The following is a 17,430-nucleotide window of genomic DNA, read 5'->3' on the forward strand; positions in this document are numbered from 1 at the left end:
GATGACCATCAACCACCCTATTTAGAACAAGAGTGACACGACCGAGGGCGCCAATGCAACATGCCAATCTTTAATTGAATATTTAAAACAAATGGATCATTATTTTATCGAAAAGCGCCCTTACCCTCGTGCGCAATCATCTAAAGCCCTTGGGCGTATTCAAGAGGCAGCTCTGCTATGTCAAAAAGCCCTAAATCAAAAAGCTCTGTATCGCAGAGCGATCCGTTAAGAGAGCAGATCATTGCGCAGTTCGATGGTATGTCCGCCCAACTGCAACAGGCCGCGCGCTACCTACTTGAGCATCCGGAAGAAGTGGCCTTGGTGTCCATGCGCGAACTGGCGCGCTTGGCGGCGGTTCAACCGGCGACCATGACACGGCTTGCCAAGGTCCTGGGCTTTCAGGGCTATAACGAAATTCGCGCCCACTATGCACAAACAGTGCGTCAGCGAAACGATGGCTTTGCGGCCAAGGTGCGCCAACGTGATGGTCAGGCGGTAAGCGCGCCAGGCAGTGATATTGCGCATCACATGCTGCACGGGTTGAGCGCCCAGATAGCCGCGCTTTGCGAGCCTGAGCCACTGCAGCGCTTGACCGCCATGGCCGAAAGGCTCGCGGCAGCCAAAAAAATCTATGTGTTGGGGTTACGTTCAAGCCATGCGGTGGCCTGGCATTTTCATTACGTTATGTCGCTGTTGGGCGAGCGCTCGGTTCATCTTGATGGGCCTGCTGGCACAGGCGGCGATGCCCTGATTCGTGCAAAACCGGATGAGGTGCTGCTGGTCATATCCATCAACCCCTACGCGCGCGATACGTTAACGCTTGCGCAGTTAGCAAAAGATAAAGGCCTGGCGGTTCTCTCGATCACCGATAGCGAGGTATCACCGCTGGTGAGTATTTCCGAGCATACGGTTTACTGCGCCACCGAGAGCTACAGCTTCTTTCATACTCTGGCCCCTGCGCTGGCCGTTTCGGAAGTGCTCTGCACGCTGCTGGCCGAGCGTGACCGCCCTGCCACGCTAGAAGCACTGCAGGACGCCGATGACCACCTTGCGCATCTTAATACCTACTCGAATGCGCTCCCCCGGCGAGAGTGAACGCTACCGCTTTGGTTGGCTTCGGGCGCAACAAGCATTAATGCTGCCCATAAAAAAGTGCCCAGCCAAGGCCGGGCACTGCGCGACAAGATAAGAGCGTCTGCTTGCCTGATTAACGCCTGGGTGGCGTCAAGGTGTCGTTGCCTTGCGTATTACCGGAGGGCGCACTGGAGCCTGCAAGGCCGGGTTCGGTGACTCCCTTGGCCGTATTCGGCGTGGCGCCCGTGGTGCTTGCGCTAATGCTTGAAGCCGAACCATGGCCTGTGGGGCTGCTGCTTGATGACATGCCCGGCGTTGCATAAGACGCTGAAGGCTGGCCGGAAGTCGAATGCGTGTGGTCAGAATGCGCGTCTTCTTTCATGTGCTCGGCTTTTTCATGAATCTTTTGCTGGGCTTTATCCACCTGCTCGTGGCCCGCTTCGGATGCCTTGTGCAAGGCGCGGTCGCGGTATTCGCCCATGTATTCATCCTCTTTACGCGTCGTGGGGAACAGCCCCGCTAACGCAGCACCCAGCGCAAACCCTAGCGCACCGACAACCAGCGGGTGCTCCTGAATAAACTCAGAGGATTGACTGCCCGCGTGGCGAGCGCGATCCGACATGTTGTGCAGGTGATCCCGCGTGCCGTGCTGAAGGTGGGATGTGGTGTCTCGCATACTGCCTCCCATGTGCTGTGCCTTTTCGCCAAGATGATGTGCTTTGTCGCCAAGCTGGTGAGCAGTATCTCTGGCCTTTTGGCTAATATGATGAGCCTTGTCTTTCGCGCCCTCTTTCATGCTGCTCATACGGCCTTTGCTACTGCCATGCTGTGCTGGATTACCGGCAACGTAGCCTGGCGTACCGCTATAGATAGGCGTTCCATCATCGGTATGCGTGCCCTCATGAACCGGCACTCCCGGCGAGCCGTGAGAACCGCTCACCGCATGTTCATCGGCATAGCGGTGCGAAGATGCATGCTGATGGCGCCGTTCATGGTTCGGGTGACGCTGGGAAAGCATCAACCAACCAAGACCGGCAGTGGTCATCAAAAACGGTAGCGGGTGCTGCTTGATTGTTGCGCCCAGGTTGGATGCAAACTCGTTAGCACCGCCATGACGAATATAATCATAAGAGCTGTTTAACAGCTGTTGAGGAGAGAAGCGCTCCTCAATTTCATGCAGCGTGGCGTCAAGGCGTTCACGTGAGCGATGAATGTCCTTTTCAATCTCTTCAGTGCTGCGATGGTCGTGGTCGCGATGGTCATGATGGTCGCGCTGATGATGGATATCGCTGTGGCTGTCGTTATGGCCGTGATCACTCATTTCAACTCCTCCTTGACGTTATGCCTATGCTCTCTGGCGAGCTCCCTGTCGGCCTGTAGGCTATGCAACGTGCGATCAGGCACCAGGTTGCGCGCCTGAAGTTTGGCAAGCCCACTTTTAAGCATCACGATGCCAATTACCGATACCACCACGCCTACGATAATGGCAGAGAGCCAAGGCGTCATATCAGGAGGCAACACCTCATTGAGCATAAAGACAAGGGCGGCAAGCAGCGTGAGAAAGCCGCCTAAAAGCACCGCGCCTGCGACCGCAATGGCCGCTAAGGTGATCATAGCCTGATGCGTTTTTTCCGACACCTCTGCCTTGGCAAGCTCGGTTTCGTTGCGCACTAACGACGTTATTTCCTGCATCACCGTCGATAAAAGCGAGCCGACCGACGCGCCTTGTGGGGGCGTATTGTGATCTGAATCCATTCATAACCTCTCTTGCCCTTGATTAAGGGCGTTCAACTCAATCTTTTAAACCTGGCGACAGGCTGATCCACAGCTGGCGGCTACACAGGCCAGCTACAGCCGACCGGAGCCACCGGGCTGATTGGTTGAATCTGGCCTAGCAGTAGTGGTATCAGCCGTGCCGCCGGGCGTTGCCGTAGGCGCTGAGCGTTGCTGTGTGGGGTCCGAGGCACGCGAAGATGCCCCACCCATCACGCCACCTTCCGGGTTCTCAGGCGTAGGAGACTCATGGCTTGAATAAGCACCCGATGACGGATGAGCATAACTACTTGGGCCGTTTGAATAACGGTTTGAACCGCCAGATGAGTGCGAATGCTTGCCTGAGCTACGCAAGAAGCGTGTCACCAAAAAACCAGCCGCAATTGCCCCGCCAAAGAACAAGGCAGGCTCACGCTCGCTGAAGCTTTTCGCTTCCTGGCAGATGCTGTTTAAGTCCTTGTTGCGTAGCTTGTCTGAAAAACGATCAGCTGTATCGGCAAACTTTCTCGCCTGTTGTGAGAAGTACGGCTGATCTTGATGATCAAACTCATCAGCCATCTTACGAAAAGCGCTGGTAAATTTTTGCGACTGCTCGGTGGCGGTATCACGCTGCTGATTGTAAAAGCTTTCAGCCTGATGCTGAGCCGCTTCACCTACGTCATGTGCCGCGTCGCGCCCTTGCTGTTTGAGCGAGTCGGTATTTGAAGAACCTGGGTCAGCCTGTTTTCCATAATCATTCATTTGTTACTTCCTCCTTGTCGTTTCACGCGTTAACGTACTTGTTAACCAGCACGTACTAACAAACACTTATTAACAAGCAGTTAACAAACAGTGGCTTGAAACAAAACGAACTGAACCGCTAATCAATTAAACACACGCACTAGATAACGAGCTCACCACCTAAATAGTCGTTTAATATAAATCGGCTTTTTTACTATAGTTACCCAATACTCCCTGTCAATTTATAACCTTGAGCACACCCTTACGGCACCACTATTTAACCAATATCAAAAAACATTTAATTAAAAGCAAAAACCAGCCTTTAACAAACATCAACCAATCCGCCTTGACCTCCCGCCACTGCTGCCTTTACTCACATCCAGCAGGGATAAATAGCGGCATCCTCTCAAGCTGATGACCTTTGTTCATCAGGGTCTAAAACACCTAATCCATCCTTTAAATATCTACTTAAATAAACATCAAACCTCAACAAACGCATTACATGGTTGATAAAAAAGATTAAAAGGACAAACAACTCATCTATACCAGCTCAAGCCTATAAAAACCCTTCATCCATTAACCTCGAACTTTATAATAATTCAATCTTTTATAAATCAAACGTTACGGTAATACTTGAATTGGCTCTTGATAAAACCTTGCGCTAGTGTAAGTAACGCAGGAATACGATTAGGCCACGGCTTTTCGTAGAGGAAGGATTAACGTCCCAACAAGGAGTCACTGCACATGAGCGATCAGAAACAGCCGCCTCAGCACCAGAATAAACAGCCCGGTGATGAGCATGAGATGCGTCCGGAACCTGAATTTATTCGTGATAGCTATAAAGGCACCGATAAGCTTGTTGATAAGGTAGCGATTATTACCGGCGGTGATAGCGGTATTGGGCACGCGGTAGCGGTACATTACGCCCGTGAAGGCGCCGATAGCGTGATTGTTCACCTTAAAGAGCCTAAAGATGCCGAAGATACGCAAGCTCTGGTGGAAGCGGAAGGTCGCCGCTGCCTGGTATTACAGGGCGATGTAGCTGACCCCGCCTTTTGTCGTGACATCGTTAAAAAAACGCTAGACCACTTCGGCAAGCTTAATATTCTGGTCAACAATGCAGCCGAACAGTACGACTGGAGCGATCTGACCGAGATCCCCGATGATCAGATAACACGCACCTTTCAGACCAATCTGTTTAGCCATTTCTACCTTTCCAAGGCGGCGTTACCTCATCTGGAGGAAGGCGATACCATTATTGCCACCTCCTCCATTAATGCCTTTAAAGGCAACAACACGCTGATCGATTACAGCGCCACTAAAGGGGCCATCCAGGGGTTAATGCGCTCGCTTGCCATGTCGCTGGTCGGTCGCGGCATTCGGGTGAATGCTGTTGCCCCAGGCCCGGTATGGACACCGCTGATCCCCGCAAGCTTTGACGATGAGAAAGTCGCCGAGTTTGGCGGGCAAGTACCCATGAATCGCGCCGGGCAACCGAGCGAAATGGGGCCTGCCTATGTGTACCTGGCAAGTGAAGAGTCTTCGTACATGACGGGGCAGACGATCCACCTGAACGGTGGGGTTATTTTAAATACGTAATCCCGGCATTTGAATTAAATGCCGGGGGAGAGCTGGGGCGGCTTCGCCGCCCTTTCGCGGGTGCCTCGCTTCGCTCGTTACCACGCGCTACTTTTATCCTGCACTCCTAACGCTTGGCTAGCCTGTTAGTGTCTTTACCAACACCTTGGATTTACGTGCGTGGTTATAAGCTTCGCGCCTCAAGGGCGGCAAATCATCCAGGCTGGCCGTTTGGAAGCCGTGCTCCACAAACCAGTGGGCCGTGTGGGTGGTTAATACAAATATTTCGCTAACACCGCGTTGGCGTGCGCGGCGCTCCAGCGCTTCCATTAAGCGCTCACCGCGTTCGCCCCCGCGGTAGTTACCGTGCACAGCCACGCAGGCCAACTCGGCAACCGTGGTGTTAGGGAACACGTGCAGCGCGGCGCAGCCAATCACCATGCCATCGCGCTCGATAACCATATAGTCATCAATTTCATGCTCCAAACGCTCACGCGAGCGCGCCACTAGCATGCCGCGGCGCTCCAGCGGTTCAAGCAACTCCAGAAGCCCTGCTATATCGTTGAGCTTAGCCGGGCGTAGTTGCTCATAGCGGTGCTGGGTAATCATGGTGCCCACGCCGTCGCGGGTAAAAAGCTCACCCAGCAGCGCATCGTGATTGCGCCACGACAACAGGTGGGTGCGGGCCACCCCCTCTCGTGCAGCGTTACACGCAGCTTGAAGGTGGCGGGCAAGCTCGCTGCCGGGCAGCGCGCTCTCAAGCCGGGGCTCAGCATCGGCAGGCGTTAGCTGGCGCAGTAAGGCGCCCCCTTCATCCTGTAAGCCTTCTGATTCGCCCAGCAGGATCAACTTGTCGGCCTTAAGCGCTACGGCGGCATGCTGGGCCACTTCCGCGGCGTCAAGGTCGAACACTTCGCCGGTGCTTGAGAAACCCAGCGGCGGCAGGAGCACCAGCGAGCCCTTGTCGAGCAGCCCTTCAATGGCGCCAGCCCGAACGCGGCGTACTTCGCCGCTATGATCAAAGTCCACCCCTTCCCGAACGCCCAAGGGCTTGGCGGTGACCAGGTTCCCGGAAATCACGCTAAGCTCTACACCGTGAAGCGGCGTGCTGGGCAGGCCAAGCGATAACCGTGCTTCAAGCCAAAGCCGCTGGTGGGCAGCGACCTGCTCTACATGGGTCATTACGGCGCGGTCGGCCACCCAGCGTCCGTTAATGCGCATGGGTTCAACACCGGCCTGGCCAAGCGCTTCCTGCACTTGCGGGCGGGTGCCAAATACCACCACCAAGCGCACGCCCAAGGTATGCAGCAGGGCTAAATCCTGAATCAATTGCTCCCCACGGCCAGACGCCATGGCTTCGCCTTCAATCAAGATGACGAAGGTTCGCCCCCGGTGCGCATTAATGTAGGGGGATGCGTTACGAAACCAATCAACAAAGGGGAAGTGCTTATCCAAGGGCCGCTCTCCGGCAGCAGGTGAAAGAAAAAACGACGTTTACAACACTACTCGCGCTACTTTACCAGAGCGCAAAAAACAGCGGCACCTTCTATTGCAAATCGGCTAGCGCAAATCTGCATGAAGGTGCCGCTGATCTTGGGGCTTTCCGTGCGGGCGTGCGCCGGGTGGCGCCGCCTGTTACACCGTTAGCCGAACATGCCTTTAAACATAAAGAAGAACACAATCGCTAAGCCTGCACCGGCGGGCAGGGTAATCAACCACGAGACAACAATGGTGCCAATAACGCGCAGGTTAAGTGCCGCCATACCGCGCGCCAGCCCGACACCCAGCACCGCGCCAACCAGCGTATGGGTCGTTGAAATTGGTAGGCCCGTGCCCGAGGCAACGACGACGGTACTCGCAGCGGCAAGCGTTGCGGCAAAGCCACGGCTAGGAGTGAGCTCGGTGATCCCGGTGCCCACGGTCGCAATTACCCGACGCCCATACGTCACCAGACCAACAACGATACCCGCGCCGCCCAATATCAGCACCCACCAGGGCACCAACGCCGCGCTATCAATCATACCTTCGCTGCGCACGACACTTATGACGGCGGCCAGCGGCCCCACCGCATTGGCGACATCGTTGGAACCGTGAGCAAAGGCCATGGCACACGCGGTAAAGATCATCAGCACACCGAAAACACGCTCCACATTGGCATAGCCAAAGTGGTCGTTGGCGTTCTTGGTGTACTTGATACGCCGCTGCATCACTATGCCAAGGCCCATGATCAGCACACCAATCAGAATCGAAAGCAGCAGGCTTTCGCTGAAGCTAAGATGCAGGCCAACATGGGAAAGACCTTTGGTCAGCGTCACCATGGCAACAATAAAGCCGACCAAAAATATATAGCCCGGCACATAGCGCTTGGCCGCCGCTAACGGATCTGAACTCTCGAAAATCAAATGGTGTACCGACTTAAACAGCATATAGCCGATGGTACCGGCGATCAGCGGAGAAATAGCCCAACTAGAGGCAATCTGACCGACCTTGTCCCAGGCCACCGCATCAACGCCTAGCCCTACCGCCGCGAAACCGACAATGGCGCCAACAATGGAGTGTGTGGTCGACACCGGCCAGCCGCGGGCAGAAGCGACCATCAGCCAAATGCCTGCCGCCAACAGCGCTGACAGCATGCCGTAAACCAAAAACTGTGGGTTGGCTTCAAGCAGGTTGGGATCAATGATGCCGCCACGAATGGTGGCGGTAACCTCACCACCGGCAAGCCAGGCACCTAAAAATTCGAAAATAACAGCAATGATGATGGCTTGCTTGATGGTGATCGCTTTCGACCCCACCGACGTTCCCATGGCGTTGGCAACATCGTTTGCGCCGACGCCCCATGCCATGAAAAAGCCAAATAAACAGGCCAGAATAATAAATATCTCGCCGTACTGGGCAATAATTTGCATTGGTTTCCCTTAGCGTGCGGTCAAAATCTGCAAGCGACTGCCTACGCGCTCAGCACGGTCAGACACTTCACCCACCCATTCGATAATCTTGTAAAGAAAGATCACATCGACGGGCGGTAGTTGGCTTTCAAGCTGAAACAGCTGGCGACGAATGGCCACCTGCTGACTGTCTGCCTGGTGTTCAAGGTTATGCAGCTCACGGATCATGTTGCTCATAACATCCGCGACGTTACGCCCAAAGCCTGACTCTAAAAGCTCCATCAGCTCTTCAAGGGCCTGGCGCGCTTGGGCCACACATGCCACGCTAGTCACCATATAATCGCGCATCGGATCAGCGAGCTCATCAGGCACGCGCATTTTACGGCCTAGCATAATGCCGGTAATGTCGCGCACCTTGTTGGCGATTTTGTCCTGGACGCTAATCAAATCCAGTAGATCAGACCGTGAAACCGGCAGAAACATGGTGCTGGGCAGGTTGAGCCGTAGATCCGTTTTCAGCACATCCGCTTCGTGTTCTAAACGGGTTACGTTTTCACGCAGCTCAGTGGCGGTATCCCAATCGCCAGCAAGCGATGCTTCAAAAAACGGTAACAGTTGGTCGGCGCATTCATTGGCCTTGACGATGTGGGCCAGCAGCGGCTGGAATGGCGAGCGGCCAAACATCGCGGAAAAAGGGTTGGAGGTAACCATAGAGCCTTTTAGCCTGTTTTCGGGGGAGCCTGGAAATGGCGACGCCAGTATAAAGAGTGCGCTCGCCGCCGTCATGAAAACTTCATATTGGTAGCAAAAATTTAACCAGTACTTCACGTTTAAGAGTGGCTATTGTCATGAAAAATGCAACACCAATCGAAGTAGAGATAAAACTTGCGCTTGCCCAAGCCAGTATTGAGGCGCTCAAGCACCACCCTTTGCTCGACACAAAAACACCGTTAATCCAGACCTTAGCCAATACCTACTTCGACACACCGACCCATGACCTGGCCAACGCACGAATCGCGGTGCGTCTTCGTCAAGTTGATGGCCGCGTGCTGCAAACGGTAAAAACGGCGGGCCAGGGGGGTGGCGGATTATCCAGCCGCCAGGAGTGGGAGTGGCCGGTCGCATGCGCTGAACTCGACCAGACAGGTCTCGCCGCACTGCCACCTTTCAGCGACGAGCCAGTCAATAATGGGCCTGCCCACAAAGTGCTCAGAGAACGACTAACGCATCTAGCCCCCATATTGCGCACCGACTTTACTCGATACAGCTGGCAGCTCGACTGGCAGGGCAGCCAGATTGAGCTGGTACTGGATGAAGGCGAAATTGAAAGTGGTGACTACCGCACGCCCATTTGTGAAGTAGAACTGGAGCTTAAAAACGGTGACCCGCAAGCGCTCTGGTCGCTGGCGATTGCGCTGGCAGAACAGGTTCCGCTTCGCCCATCTGATAGCAGCAAGGCATCGCGGGGTAACGCCTTGCGCGCCCAACAGTGGCCGCTTCCTAACGCAACGACACCTGCTGAATGGCTACACCGGGCAACGCTTGCCCTTGATGCCTACCACGACAACCAGCAGCGCCCGTTCCTAAACCTTACCCATGAGGCGCTGACCCGCTTAGCCGAACACGCATCACTGCCCGAGGACATGAAGGCCCAGGTGGCTCACCTATCCACAGCGCTAGATGACACTGGGCAACCCCGTATTGCCTATGGAGTAACGCTCCTGACGCTTTCCCATCGTTTAGCGCTGCAACGCGAGCTAAGCTAACCTTCACGTTGTTTTAGATAGATTCAAGCACGTTTGCCCATAGACCTAATCACTGTGATAAGTGATTGTTCATTTCATCAGGATCGCCATGAGTTTTAACCTGACCCCTGCCGCGGAAGGGCTTCGCACACAGCTGTTTCACGTTATTTTCGAGTCCGACACGCCCACTGCCAAGGGATTCGATATTGCGCTGATTGTGATGATTTTGGGCAGCGTCGCCGTCATTCTGCTCGGCAGTGTTCAGGAGTTTTCCCAAGAGTATGGCTGGCTTTTCTACTACCTGGAGTGGGGCTTTACGATTCTGTTCACCGTAGAGCTTGCGGTACGCATCTACTGCCTTGAACGTCCTACTATCTATCTGAAAAGCTTTTATGGCGTGGTCGATCTAATCTCCATCCTGCCAGCCTGGCTGGTACTGCTGATGCCCGGCTTTCATGCGCTGGTGATTATTCGCATACTCCGCGTGCTGCGCATTTTCCGTATCCTGCGCCTGATGGAATTTGTGGGCGAAGGACGACTGCTGATCGAAGCATTAAAGCGTAGCGTGCGCCAGGTACTGCTGTTTTTCTGCAGTATTTTTATGGTTGTCACCATGTTTGCCGCGCTGATGTATACCATCGAGTCGCCGGAAAGCGGCTTTACCAGTATTCCCATGTCGATCTACTGGGCGGTGGTCAGCGTTACCACGGTGGGGTATGGCGATATCGTACCGGGCACAGCGCTTGGCAAAGCGATTACTGTGCTTCTCATCCTGATTGGTTACTCGATTATCGCCGTGCCTACCGGCATTTTTTCAGCCCAGGTCATCCGCTCTATCCGTGAAGACCGCTACTCCGATGAAGCGTGCCCAGGATGCGGCCACGACCGTCACGAAAAAGACGCACTCTACTGCCTTCGTTGTGGCACCTGGCTGGATGAAAACAGTGAAGACCCGCGCAAAGAGAAACAGACTGAAGAGATGTAATCGCCTCAAGCGAAAAAGGCCGCCGGTTCAGGCGGCCTCTGCTTAATGTCTTGCTTAATTGTCTTCGAAGGGAGCCTGCCAGACATCAAGCTCAGCGTTGCGCCAGCTGCCATAGGTCGCATTGGGGAACACGATCCAGTCCTGCCCAAACCGTTCAGCGTTTTCATCTACCAGCCGTTTCTGCTCCTCCAGCTCAACGCCAGCAAACACGTCAGAAAAGTCGTGAAGCGTATCGCCCAGTTGCATCACCAGCGCGTACTGCTCGGCCACGACGGCCCGACGCTCGCCTTTGGGCGGCCCCAGCAGCATAACGCTCTGCTCGGACACTTGGGGTAACCCTAACGTCTCCAGAGTGGCTAGCGTTGCCGACTTGTTTTCCTCATAGCGGTCAGAGACATAATAGATGGCAACGCCCTGCTCATCAGCAAATTCCAAAAAAGCTCTGGCGCCCGGGATCAGGCTCGGCTCACCTTCGCGCTCCCAGTGTTTCCACGTGTCCCAAGTCGTAAAGTCGTGACACGCCTGCATATCGCGCACCAATAACGCACTGTTATCAATAACGGTTTCATCAAGATCGGTAATGATAGCCAGCTCAGCGTCTTCACCATGGGCAGCTATCTGGTCCTTCAAGCGGTACGTTGCCAGCTCGAACCCCTGCCGCTGCAACGCGATGACTTCGGCAGCCTGCTGCTGGTAGCGAAGCCCCATTGCGTACTCATTCATCTCACAAGCGGCACTGTCGCTGGCCACAGCATTAACAGACACAGGTAACGCTGCCAGACTTGCGAAAGCCGAAGCAATAACGGCACTGCGATAACGGAACATCGTCATTAAGCACTCTCCATTTTTTTATGATGATCGGGCGGAAAGCGAATTCCACTCAATTTATAAAAAATTATTATGAACATTTGGCGTTTTTAGCCTAATTTATTTTTATTAGTCATTCAAATAATAAAAATAGAGTATAACTGGCATGAAAGGTGACGATAGATTTACATCGGGAGTGCAGATAAACAGATCGCGCCATGCCTGGCAGCTGCCAGAGCATGGCGTGGGTAAGTCAGTTGGCGAAGGGAGCCGTGTCACCGCGTCCGGCACGGACAATTTTGGGCGGTAGCTCTCGCAGGTCGATGACGCTGGTGGGGTCTAGGTGGCAGGCGCCACCGTCAATAATCAGGTCCAAATGCGCTTCAAAGCGGTCACGAATTTCCTCTGGGTCACTCATGGGAAGATCCTCCCCCACCGGAATCAGCGTAACGCTCATTAGCGGTTCGCCAAGCGCTTGCAGCAGCGCATGAGCAATCCGGTGATCAGGTACGCGTACGCCAATGGAGCGCCGCTTGGGATGCAGCAGCAGGCGCGGGACTTCTGTCGTGGCATCCAGAATGTAGGTGTACGGTCCTGGCGTATGTGCTTTCAGCAGCCGAAACACCGCATTATCTACCTTGGCGTAGGTGCCAATTTCCGAAAGGTCCGAGCACATCAGCGTAAAGTTGTGCTTGTCATCCAGCGAGCGCAACCACTTGATCTTTTCAATAGCCTTCTTTTCGCCCAGATGACAGCCTAACGCGTAACCTGAGTCAGTGGGATAAGCCACCACACCGCCTTTGCGAATAATCTCGATCGCTTGATCAATCAGGCGCTTTTGTGGGTTTTCTGGATGAATCTGGAAATATTGGCTCATTGTCTGCTCCTGCCCGTGGGCGCGTTTCAGTCCATTAGGGTATTCGCTTTTATCAAACGCTTACTCATACCATAGCTGACGCAGCGGCTAATGGACCAGCGGGGGCATCGCGTAAATGCGCTAAGCGAGGGTGCTGCCAAATGGGCGGCGCGGCCGTGCGCGGCACCATGCTCATGCTGCCTGGTGCGGCGTGGCTGCCGGGAAAGTGGAAGTCGCTGCCTAACGAGGCATAAAGCCCACGCTCGACCATTTGACGGGCAAGGTCCCTTGTGACATCCGGATTCTGCTGGCCGCTGACCAATTCAACCGCGTCACCGCCTGCGGCCTGAAAGGTATCCATTAACTGCCCTCGCTTACGCCGGGTTAAGCCGTAGCGTAAAGGATGCGCAATCACCGCAACGCCACCAGAGGCCACCACCCACTCGACGACTTCGCTGATTTCTGGCCAGTGAGCTTTAACATCGCCTTTTTTACCGCTGCCCAGGTAGCGTTTAAACGCAGTGGCCCAATCGGCCACAACCCCCTCGGCCACTAACGCGCGGGCAAAATCAGGTCGGCCTAGCGGGCGGTCACTGCCTGCCTGCTCCCGGGCTTTTTCCAAGGCATTTTTAAGGCCCACTTTCTCTAACCGCTCGGCGATCACTTCTGCGCGCTGAATACGCGCCAGCCGCTGCTGTTCAAGCCCTTCAACCAGCGGACCTTGCAGACCACCGGGCATCAGCGCCACGACGTGGATGTTAATGCCTTGCCAGCGAGTGGATAACTCGCAGCCAGGCACCAGGCATAGCCCGGCTTGTACCGCCGCCTTTCCGGCCTCGTCGATGCCGTCCATGGTGTCATGGTCTGTTAGCGCCATGTGGGTAAGGCCACGCGCTGCGCACAGCGACACCAACTCCGTGGGGGTTAACGCGCCATCCGACGCCGTTGAGTGCATATGCAGGTCAGCTGTGTAGCGCTGATCGGCATCAAACACCGCAGGAAGTAACGTTGCAGGAAGTAGAGGCATGGGCATGACGTCATGTGGCGAGTTTGTCAGAATAGGGATGTCTACCACGAACAGTCATAATGTGCCGTGTTCAAAAGACCTGGTGTTCACAGCGCTGCGCGTGGGACGATTTACAAACGCTCGCCATGGTGCGCGCTTATGTGGATGCGGTCAATGCTGCATAGGGCGCTTTACTACATGCTTTTAAGGAGTTATCCCCATGCTCTACGCCATTATTAGTGAAGACGTATCGAATAGCCTTGAACGCCGCCTGGCGGCCCGCCCGGACCATTTGGCACGCTTGGAAACGCTACGCGATGAAGGCCGCTTGGTGCTCGCGGGCCCGCACCCCGCTGCGGATACTGAAAACCCCGGCGACGCGGGTTTTAGCGGCAGCCTGGTGGTGGCTGAATTCGACAGTTTGGAAGCCGCTCAGGGCTGGGCTGACGCCGATCCATACATCATTGCGGGTGTCTATGCCAAGGTAATTGTTAAGCCGTTCAAGAAAGTTTTGCCTTGACCGATTAGGGCGAGTGTGGAGGGTCCGCCTGCTAATTCACAGAGCCTGTGGAAAACTCTGTGCAAACCCGGCGGACGCTTTTCGCTAAGCCAGAGATAGCGCCCTGATTAACAAATTGATTATTTTTTAACCACTTCAGTCATTACGGATATCCGCGTGCCTCAACGCCTTACTGATCTCCCCCCCTTAGCGGCGTTAAGCGCGCCATTACTCACCTGGAGTGACACTTCACCGCACTCGGATGATTTTGATGACGTGTACTTTTCCCGTGAGGGCGGTCTTGAAGAAACCGAGCACGTTTTTTTAAATACCAACCGCTTGCCTGAGCGATTTGCCGCTTGGGAAAACACGCGCGCCTTTGTGATCGGGGAAACCGGCTTTGGCACGGGCCTTAATATGCTATGTGCCTGGGCCTGCTTTGAGCGGCACGCGCCCGCCGGGGCAAGGCTGCATTTTTTATCCACAGAAAAGTATCCCCTGGATCAGGTATCGCTTGAGCGCGCCCTACGCGCCTGGCCGTCGCTTGCCGGTTATTCACAGCGGCTTTGTGAGCAGTGGCCCTCACCCGTTAGCGGCGTACACCGCCTGCACCTGAGCGACCGCGTGACGCTGGATCTGCATTATGGCGATACCACCGAGCGGCTGACGCTGTTAGATGGCCAGGTCGATGCCTGGTTTCTGGACGGCTTTGCGCCTTCTAAAAATCCACAAATGTGGCAGCCCGAGCTGTTTGAAGCCATGGCGGCGCGCTCTCGACCGGGGGCCACCTTTGCCACGTTCACCTGTGCGGGCATTGTTAAGCGGGGCTTGAAAGCGGCAGGCTTTAGCTGGAAAAAAGTCCCGGGCTGCGGGCGTAAGCGCGAAATACTGGCAGGCATGATTGACACACCGCCTACCGATAAGCGCCGTGAGGCAACGCCCTGGTTTACGCCGCCAGCGCCTCTCCCCACGCAGCAGGTGGCGGTTATCGGAGCAGGGATCGCCGGGTGCAGCGTGGCGGCAGCGCTTGCCAAGCGTGGCGTTAATGTGACGGTGATCGAACGCGAAGCACCCGGCGCAGGCGGCTCGGGTAATCGCCAAGGGGCGCTTTATGTGAAGCTTGCGGCCGACACCAACTACCAAAGCCGGTTTTATCTTTCCGGCCTTTTATACAGCCAGCGCTGGCTTAATCAGCTAAAGGTTCCGACGCTTTGGCAGCCCTGCGGCGTCGTGCAACTGGCCACCAACGCGAAAGAGGCCAAGCGCCAGCAGCGCTTTAGCGAGCAGCATTCGCTTCCCGAAAGCGTGGTGTCGCCGCTTACCCAAGGGTTGAGTGAGAAAGCCGGTGTGGCCATTGAAGCCAAACACGCCCTGTTTTACCCACATGCAGGCTGGGTGCGGCCCAAAGCGTTATGTGAGCACTTACTCCAAACGCCTAATATCACGCTGAAACAGGGCGATGTCACGTCCCTTACGCGTGAAAATGACCGCTGGCAGCTCGCACTTGCTGATGGAAATACGATAAGTGCAGACCAGGTGGTGATTGCAAGCGCTCACTACGCCAATATGTATGCTCAGACGGCCAATCTGCCGCTCCAACAGGTGCGCGGCCAGGTCAGTGAGGTGAGGCTTCCCGCCGGCGTAAAAGGCCCGGAGCGGGTGGTATGCGCCGGTGGCTATGTGTCGCCCGCCATTGAAGGGGTGCTTACGTTTGGGGCAAGCTTCGTGCCCAACAATGCTTCTACCGAAGTGACCGATTCCGACCACCAGCGCAATATTGACGAGCTTCGCCAAACGCTTCCAGCGCTGGTGGCAGAACTTGAAAGCGCAGGCACCTACCTGACTCCACAGGCGCTTGAAGGGCGTGCGGCGGTACGTGCAGCCAGCCCTGATAAAACGCCCTATGCAGGCCCAGTGCCCAACGCACCGGTCTGGCAGTCAGACTATGCCGTGCTGGCAAAAGATGCCTCGCGGGTGCCAAATGCCCCCGGGGAGCACTACCCAGGGTTGTGGATATCTACCGCCCACGGCTCCCGCGGGCTTTCCAGTGCGCCGCTATGCGCCGAGCTTATTGCCTCCCGACTGCTTGACGACCCCATGCCGCTTGAGGCTCAGTTGGTCGACCATCTTCATCCCGGGCGGCGTATTATCAGCGCGATTATTCGCGGTCAGTAGTCACCCTCTTCCTCATCATCTGCCAGATCACGACCGAAGGAACGCCACTGGGCTAGGGTCATTACTTCGGTCATTTCAAGCTTGAGGTCATGGGCAATAATCAGTTCACTACGTGCCAACTGCTGTTTAAGCTCGTCGACCCACCCTTTCATCCCCGTGCCGGTATCGGTGGTGTCATAACCCTGCCGGGTAACAAACGCCTCCAGCAACGCATCGAGGGTTTCCGGCGGCAACATGCGGGCGGGTACTTCAATGAAACGGCTCATTCGCTCTGCTCCCACTGCGCAAGGCGTTCAATAAAGGTGGCTTCATCCACAACCTCTACGCCCAGCTGTTCCGCTTTGGTTAACTTACTACCGGCCGCTTCACCGGCGACCAGCGCCGTGGTCTTTTTCGAAACGCTACCCGCTACTTTGGCGCCAAGCGCCTGTAGCCGAGCCTTGCCCTCGTCACGGGTCATGCTTTCCATGGCGCCCGTCAGCACCCAGGTTTGGCCTTCTAGCGGTGTAGGGCCTTGGGTAACGTCGGCTTCCTGCCAGGTGACGCCTGCCTCAATCAAGGCAGCCAGGGTCTCCTGGTTATGGGGCTGGCGGAAAAAGGTGTGCACGTGGGCCGCCACAATGGGGCCAACATCGTTGACCGCCTCAAGCGCTGCCTGTTCGGCTGCTTGAAGCGCTTGCAACGTTCCAAAATGGCTCGCCAGGTTGGCAGCGGTGGCCTCACCCACCTCGCGAATGCCCAACGCGTAGATAAACCGAGCGAGCGTCGTATGACGAGCTTTATCCAGCGCGTTGACCAGATTAATGGACGATTTTTCGCCCATACGCGGCAAGCTCTGCCATTGCTCAACCGTCAGGTGAAACAGATCGGCAGGTGTTTTCACCCAATCCAGCTCTACCAGTTGGTCGATCAGTTTGACGCCCAGGCCATCTACATCCAGGGCCTTGCGGCTGGAGAAGTGTTTGAGCGCTTCTTTACGCTGGGCAGCGCAGAAAAGCCCACCCGAGCAGCGCGCTACCGCTTCGCCTGACACGCGTTCGATATCCGAACCGCACACCGGGCAGTGCTCGGGGAACACAATCGGCTGCGCGTCTATTGGGCGTTTTTCCTTATCGACCCGGACCACTTGGGGAATCACCTCGAAGTGTCTCCATGGCATCGATTGTTCAACTAGGGACATAACTAAAAACCCTTTATTAATCAGTTGCATATGCAAGAGGATTCTTGCATCATCAGTATTTGAAAAGTTCATTAAGGCATAAAAATGACATATGATGAAAAAATAGATTTTTTGTCCACAATAATGCATAAAAAAACACTGGAT

16 protein-coding genes and 1 pseudogene are annotated in these 17,430 nt (G+C 55.2%); 6 read left to right on the forward strand and 11 right to left on the reverse strand.

From position 1 onward, the window contains the following. The first annotated feature begins 177 nt into the window (after positions 1 to 177). Positions 178 to 1,095 (forward strand): MurR/RpiR family transcriptional regulator, encoded by a 918-nt coding sequence (locus FKN99_RS12455; protein WP_172118178.1) that lies wholly within the window; start codon positions 178 to 180, stop codon positions 1,093 to 1,095. Positions 1,096 to 1,207: 112 nt separating this feature from the next. On the opposite strand, the gene FKN99_RS12460 is transcribed toward FKN99_RS12455, so the two are convergent. The 3 genes from FKN99_RS12460 to FKN99_RS12470 form a co-directional block, all read right to left on the reverse strand. Next, entirely contained in the window at positions 1,208 to 2,395 is a 1,188-nt protein-coding gene (locus FKN99_RS12460; protein ID WP_172118179.1) for a DUF3618 domain-containing protein, read from the reverse strand. Continuing rightward, a complete protein-coding gene (locus tag FKN99_RS12465) occupies positions 2,392 to 2,829 on the reverse strand; it encodes a phage holin family protein (protein ID WP_172118180.1) in 438 nt (145 codons plus the stop codon). The genes FKN99_RS12460 and FKN99_RS12465 overlap by 4 nt, the downstream gene beginning before the upstream one ends. 93 nt (positions 2,830 to 2,922) lie before the next feature. After that, complete coding sequence (locus FKN99_RS12470) at positions 2,923 to 3,588, reverse strand: hypothetical protein (protein WP_216658074.1); 666 nt, start codon at positions 3,586 to 3,588, stop codon at positions 2,923 to 2,925. A gap of 723 nt (positions 3,589 to 4,311) precedes the next feature. Between FKN99_RS12470 and FKN99_RS12475 the strand changes: the two genes are divergently transcribed. Beyond that, positions 4,312 to 5,166, forward strand: coding sequence for an SDR family oxidoreductase (locus tag FKN99_RS12475; protein WP_172118181.1), 855 nt, complete (start codon positions 4,312 to 4,314; stop codon positions 5,164 to 5,166). Positions 5,167 to 5,283: 117 nt separating this feature from the next. Here FKN99_RS12475 and argA read toward each other — a convergent pair whose 3' ends face one another. The 3 genes from argA to FKN99_RS12490 all read right to left on the reverse strand — a co-directional run bounded on the left by argA (position 5,284) and on the right by FKN99_RS12490 (position 8,744). Continuing rightward, the gene (gene argA, locus FKN99_RS12480) at positions 5,284 to 6,600 is read right to left on the reverse strand and encodes an amino-acid N-acetyltransferase (RefSeq protein WP_172118182.1); all 1,317 of its coding nucleotides are present in this window, start codon (positions 6,598 to 6,600) and stop codon (positions 5,284 to 5,286) included. A 188-nt stretch (positions 6,601 to 6,788) separates the two neighbouring features. After that, complete coding sequence (locus FKN99_RS12485; protein ID WP_172118183.1) at positions 6,789 to 8,054, reverse strand: inorganic phosphate transporter; 1,266 nt, start codon at positions 8,052 to 8,054, stop codon at positions 6,789 to 6,791. Between the two features lie 9 nt (positions 8,055 to 8,063). Next, on the reverse strand, positions 8,064 to 8,744 hold the full coding sequence (locus FKN99_RS12490; protein ID WP_172118184.1) for a TIGR00153 family protein: 681 nt from the start codon (positions 8,742 to 8,744) through the stop codon (positions 8,064 to 8,066). A gap of 137 nt (positions 8,745 to 8,881) precedes the next feature. Here FKN99_RS12490 and FKN99_RS12495 point away from each other — a divergent pair, with 137 nt between their 5' ends. Both FKN99_RS12495 and FKN99_RS12500 read left to right on the forward strand, forming a co-directional pair. Then, positions 8,882 to 9,799, forward strand: a complete 918-nt coding sequence (locus FKN99_RS12495) for a CYTH domain-containing protein (protein ID WP_172118185.1) — start codon at positions 8,882 to 8,884, stop codon at positions 9,797 to 9,799. Between the two features lie 88 nt (positions 9,800 to 9,887). Beyond that, positions 9,888 to 10,763 (forward strand): ion transporter, encoded by an 876-nt coding sequence (locus FKN99_RS12500; RefSeq protein ID WP_172118186.1) that lies wholly within the window; start codon positions 9,888 to 9,890, stop codon positions 10,761 to 10,763. Positions 10,764 to 10,817: 54 nt separating this feature from the next. Here FKN99_RS12500 and FKN99_RS12505 read toward each other — a convergent pair whose 3' ends face one another. The 3 genes from FKN99_RS12505 to FKN99_RS12515 form a co-directional block, all read right to left on the reverse strand. Then, positions 10,818 to 11,594 carry a 5'-nucleotidase, lipoprotein e(P4) family gene (locus FKN99_RS12505; protein WP_172118187.1) on the reverse strand — a complete coding sequence of 259 codons (777 nt, stop codon included), beginning with the start codon at positions 11,592 to 11,594 and terminating at the stop codon, positions 10,818 to 10,820. Between the two features lie 229 nt (positions 11,595 to 11,823). Next, positions 11,824 to 12,447 carry an L-threonylcarbamoyladenylate synthase gene (locus FKN99_RS12510; RefSeq protein WP_087108002.1) on the reverse strand — a complete coding sequence of 208 codons (624 nt, stop codon included), beginning with the start codon at positions 12,445 to 12,447 and terminating at the stop codon, positions 11,824 to 11,826. A gap of 64 nt (positions 12,448 to 12,511) precedes the next feature. Continuing rightward, positions 12,512 to 13,453, reverse strand: coding sequence for a PHP domain-containing protein (locus tag FKN99_RS12515; RefSeq protein ID WP_172118188.1), 942 nt, complete (start codon positions 13,451 to 13,453; stop codon positions 12,512 to 12,514). 199 nt (positions 13,454 to 13,652) lie between these two features. On the opposite strand from FKN99_RS12515, the gene FKN99_RS12520 reads away from it, so the two are divergent. After that, a complete protein-coding gene (locus FKN99_RS12520) occupies positions 13,653 to 13,952 on the forward strand; it encodes a YciI family protein (protein WP_172118189.1) in 300 nt (99 codons plus the stop codon). Positions 13,953 to 14,108: 156 nt separating this feature from the next. Continuing rightward, complete coding sequence (gene mnmC / locus FKN99_RS12525) at positions 14,109 to 16,106, forward strand: bifunctional tRNA (5-methylaminomethyl-2-thiouridine)(34)-methyltransferase MnmD/FAD-dependent 5-carboxymethylaminomethyl-2-thiouridine(34) oxidoreductase MnmC (protein ID WP_172118190.1); 1,998 nt, start codon at positions 14,109 to 14,111, stop codon at positions 16,104 to 16,106. Here mnmC and FKN99_RS12530 read toward each other — a convergent pair. Both FKN99_RS12530 and FKN99_RS12535 read right to left on the reverse strand, forming a co-directional pair. Further along, entirely contained in the window at positions 16,100 to 16,372 is a 273-nt protein-coding gene (locus tag FKN99_RS12530; RefSeq protein WP_172118191.1) for a YheU family protein, read from the reverse strand. The genes mnmC and FKN99_RS12530 overlap by 7 nt on opposite strands. Next, positions 16,369 to 17,247 (reverse strand): annotated as a pseudogene (locus FKN99_RS12535) (helix-hairpin-helix domain-containing protein); the annotation flags it as partial. The pseudogene FKN99_RS12535 and the gene FKN99_RS12530, both read right to left, overlap by 4 nt. Positions 17,248 to 17,430 lie beyond the last annotated feature (183 nt).

The organism is Halomonas hibernica (assembly GCF_013183775.1).
Classification (GTDB): domain Bacteria; phylum Pseudomonadota; class Gammaproteobacteria; order Pseudomonadales; family Halomonadaceae; genus Vreelandella; species Vreelandella citrativorans.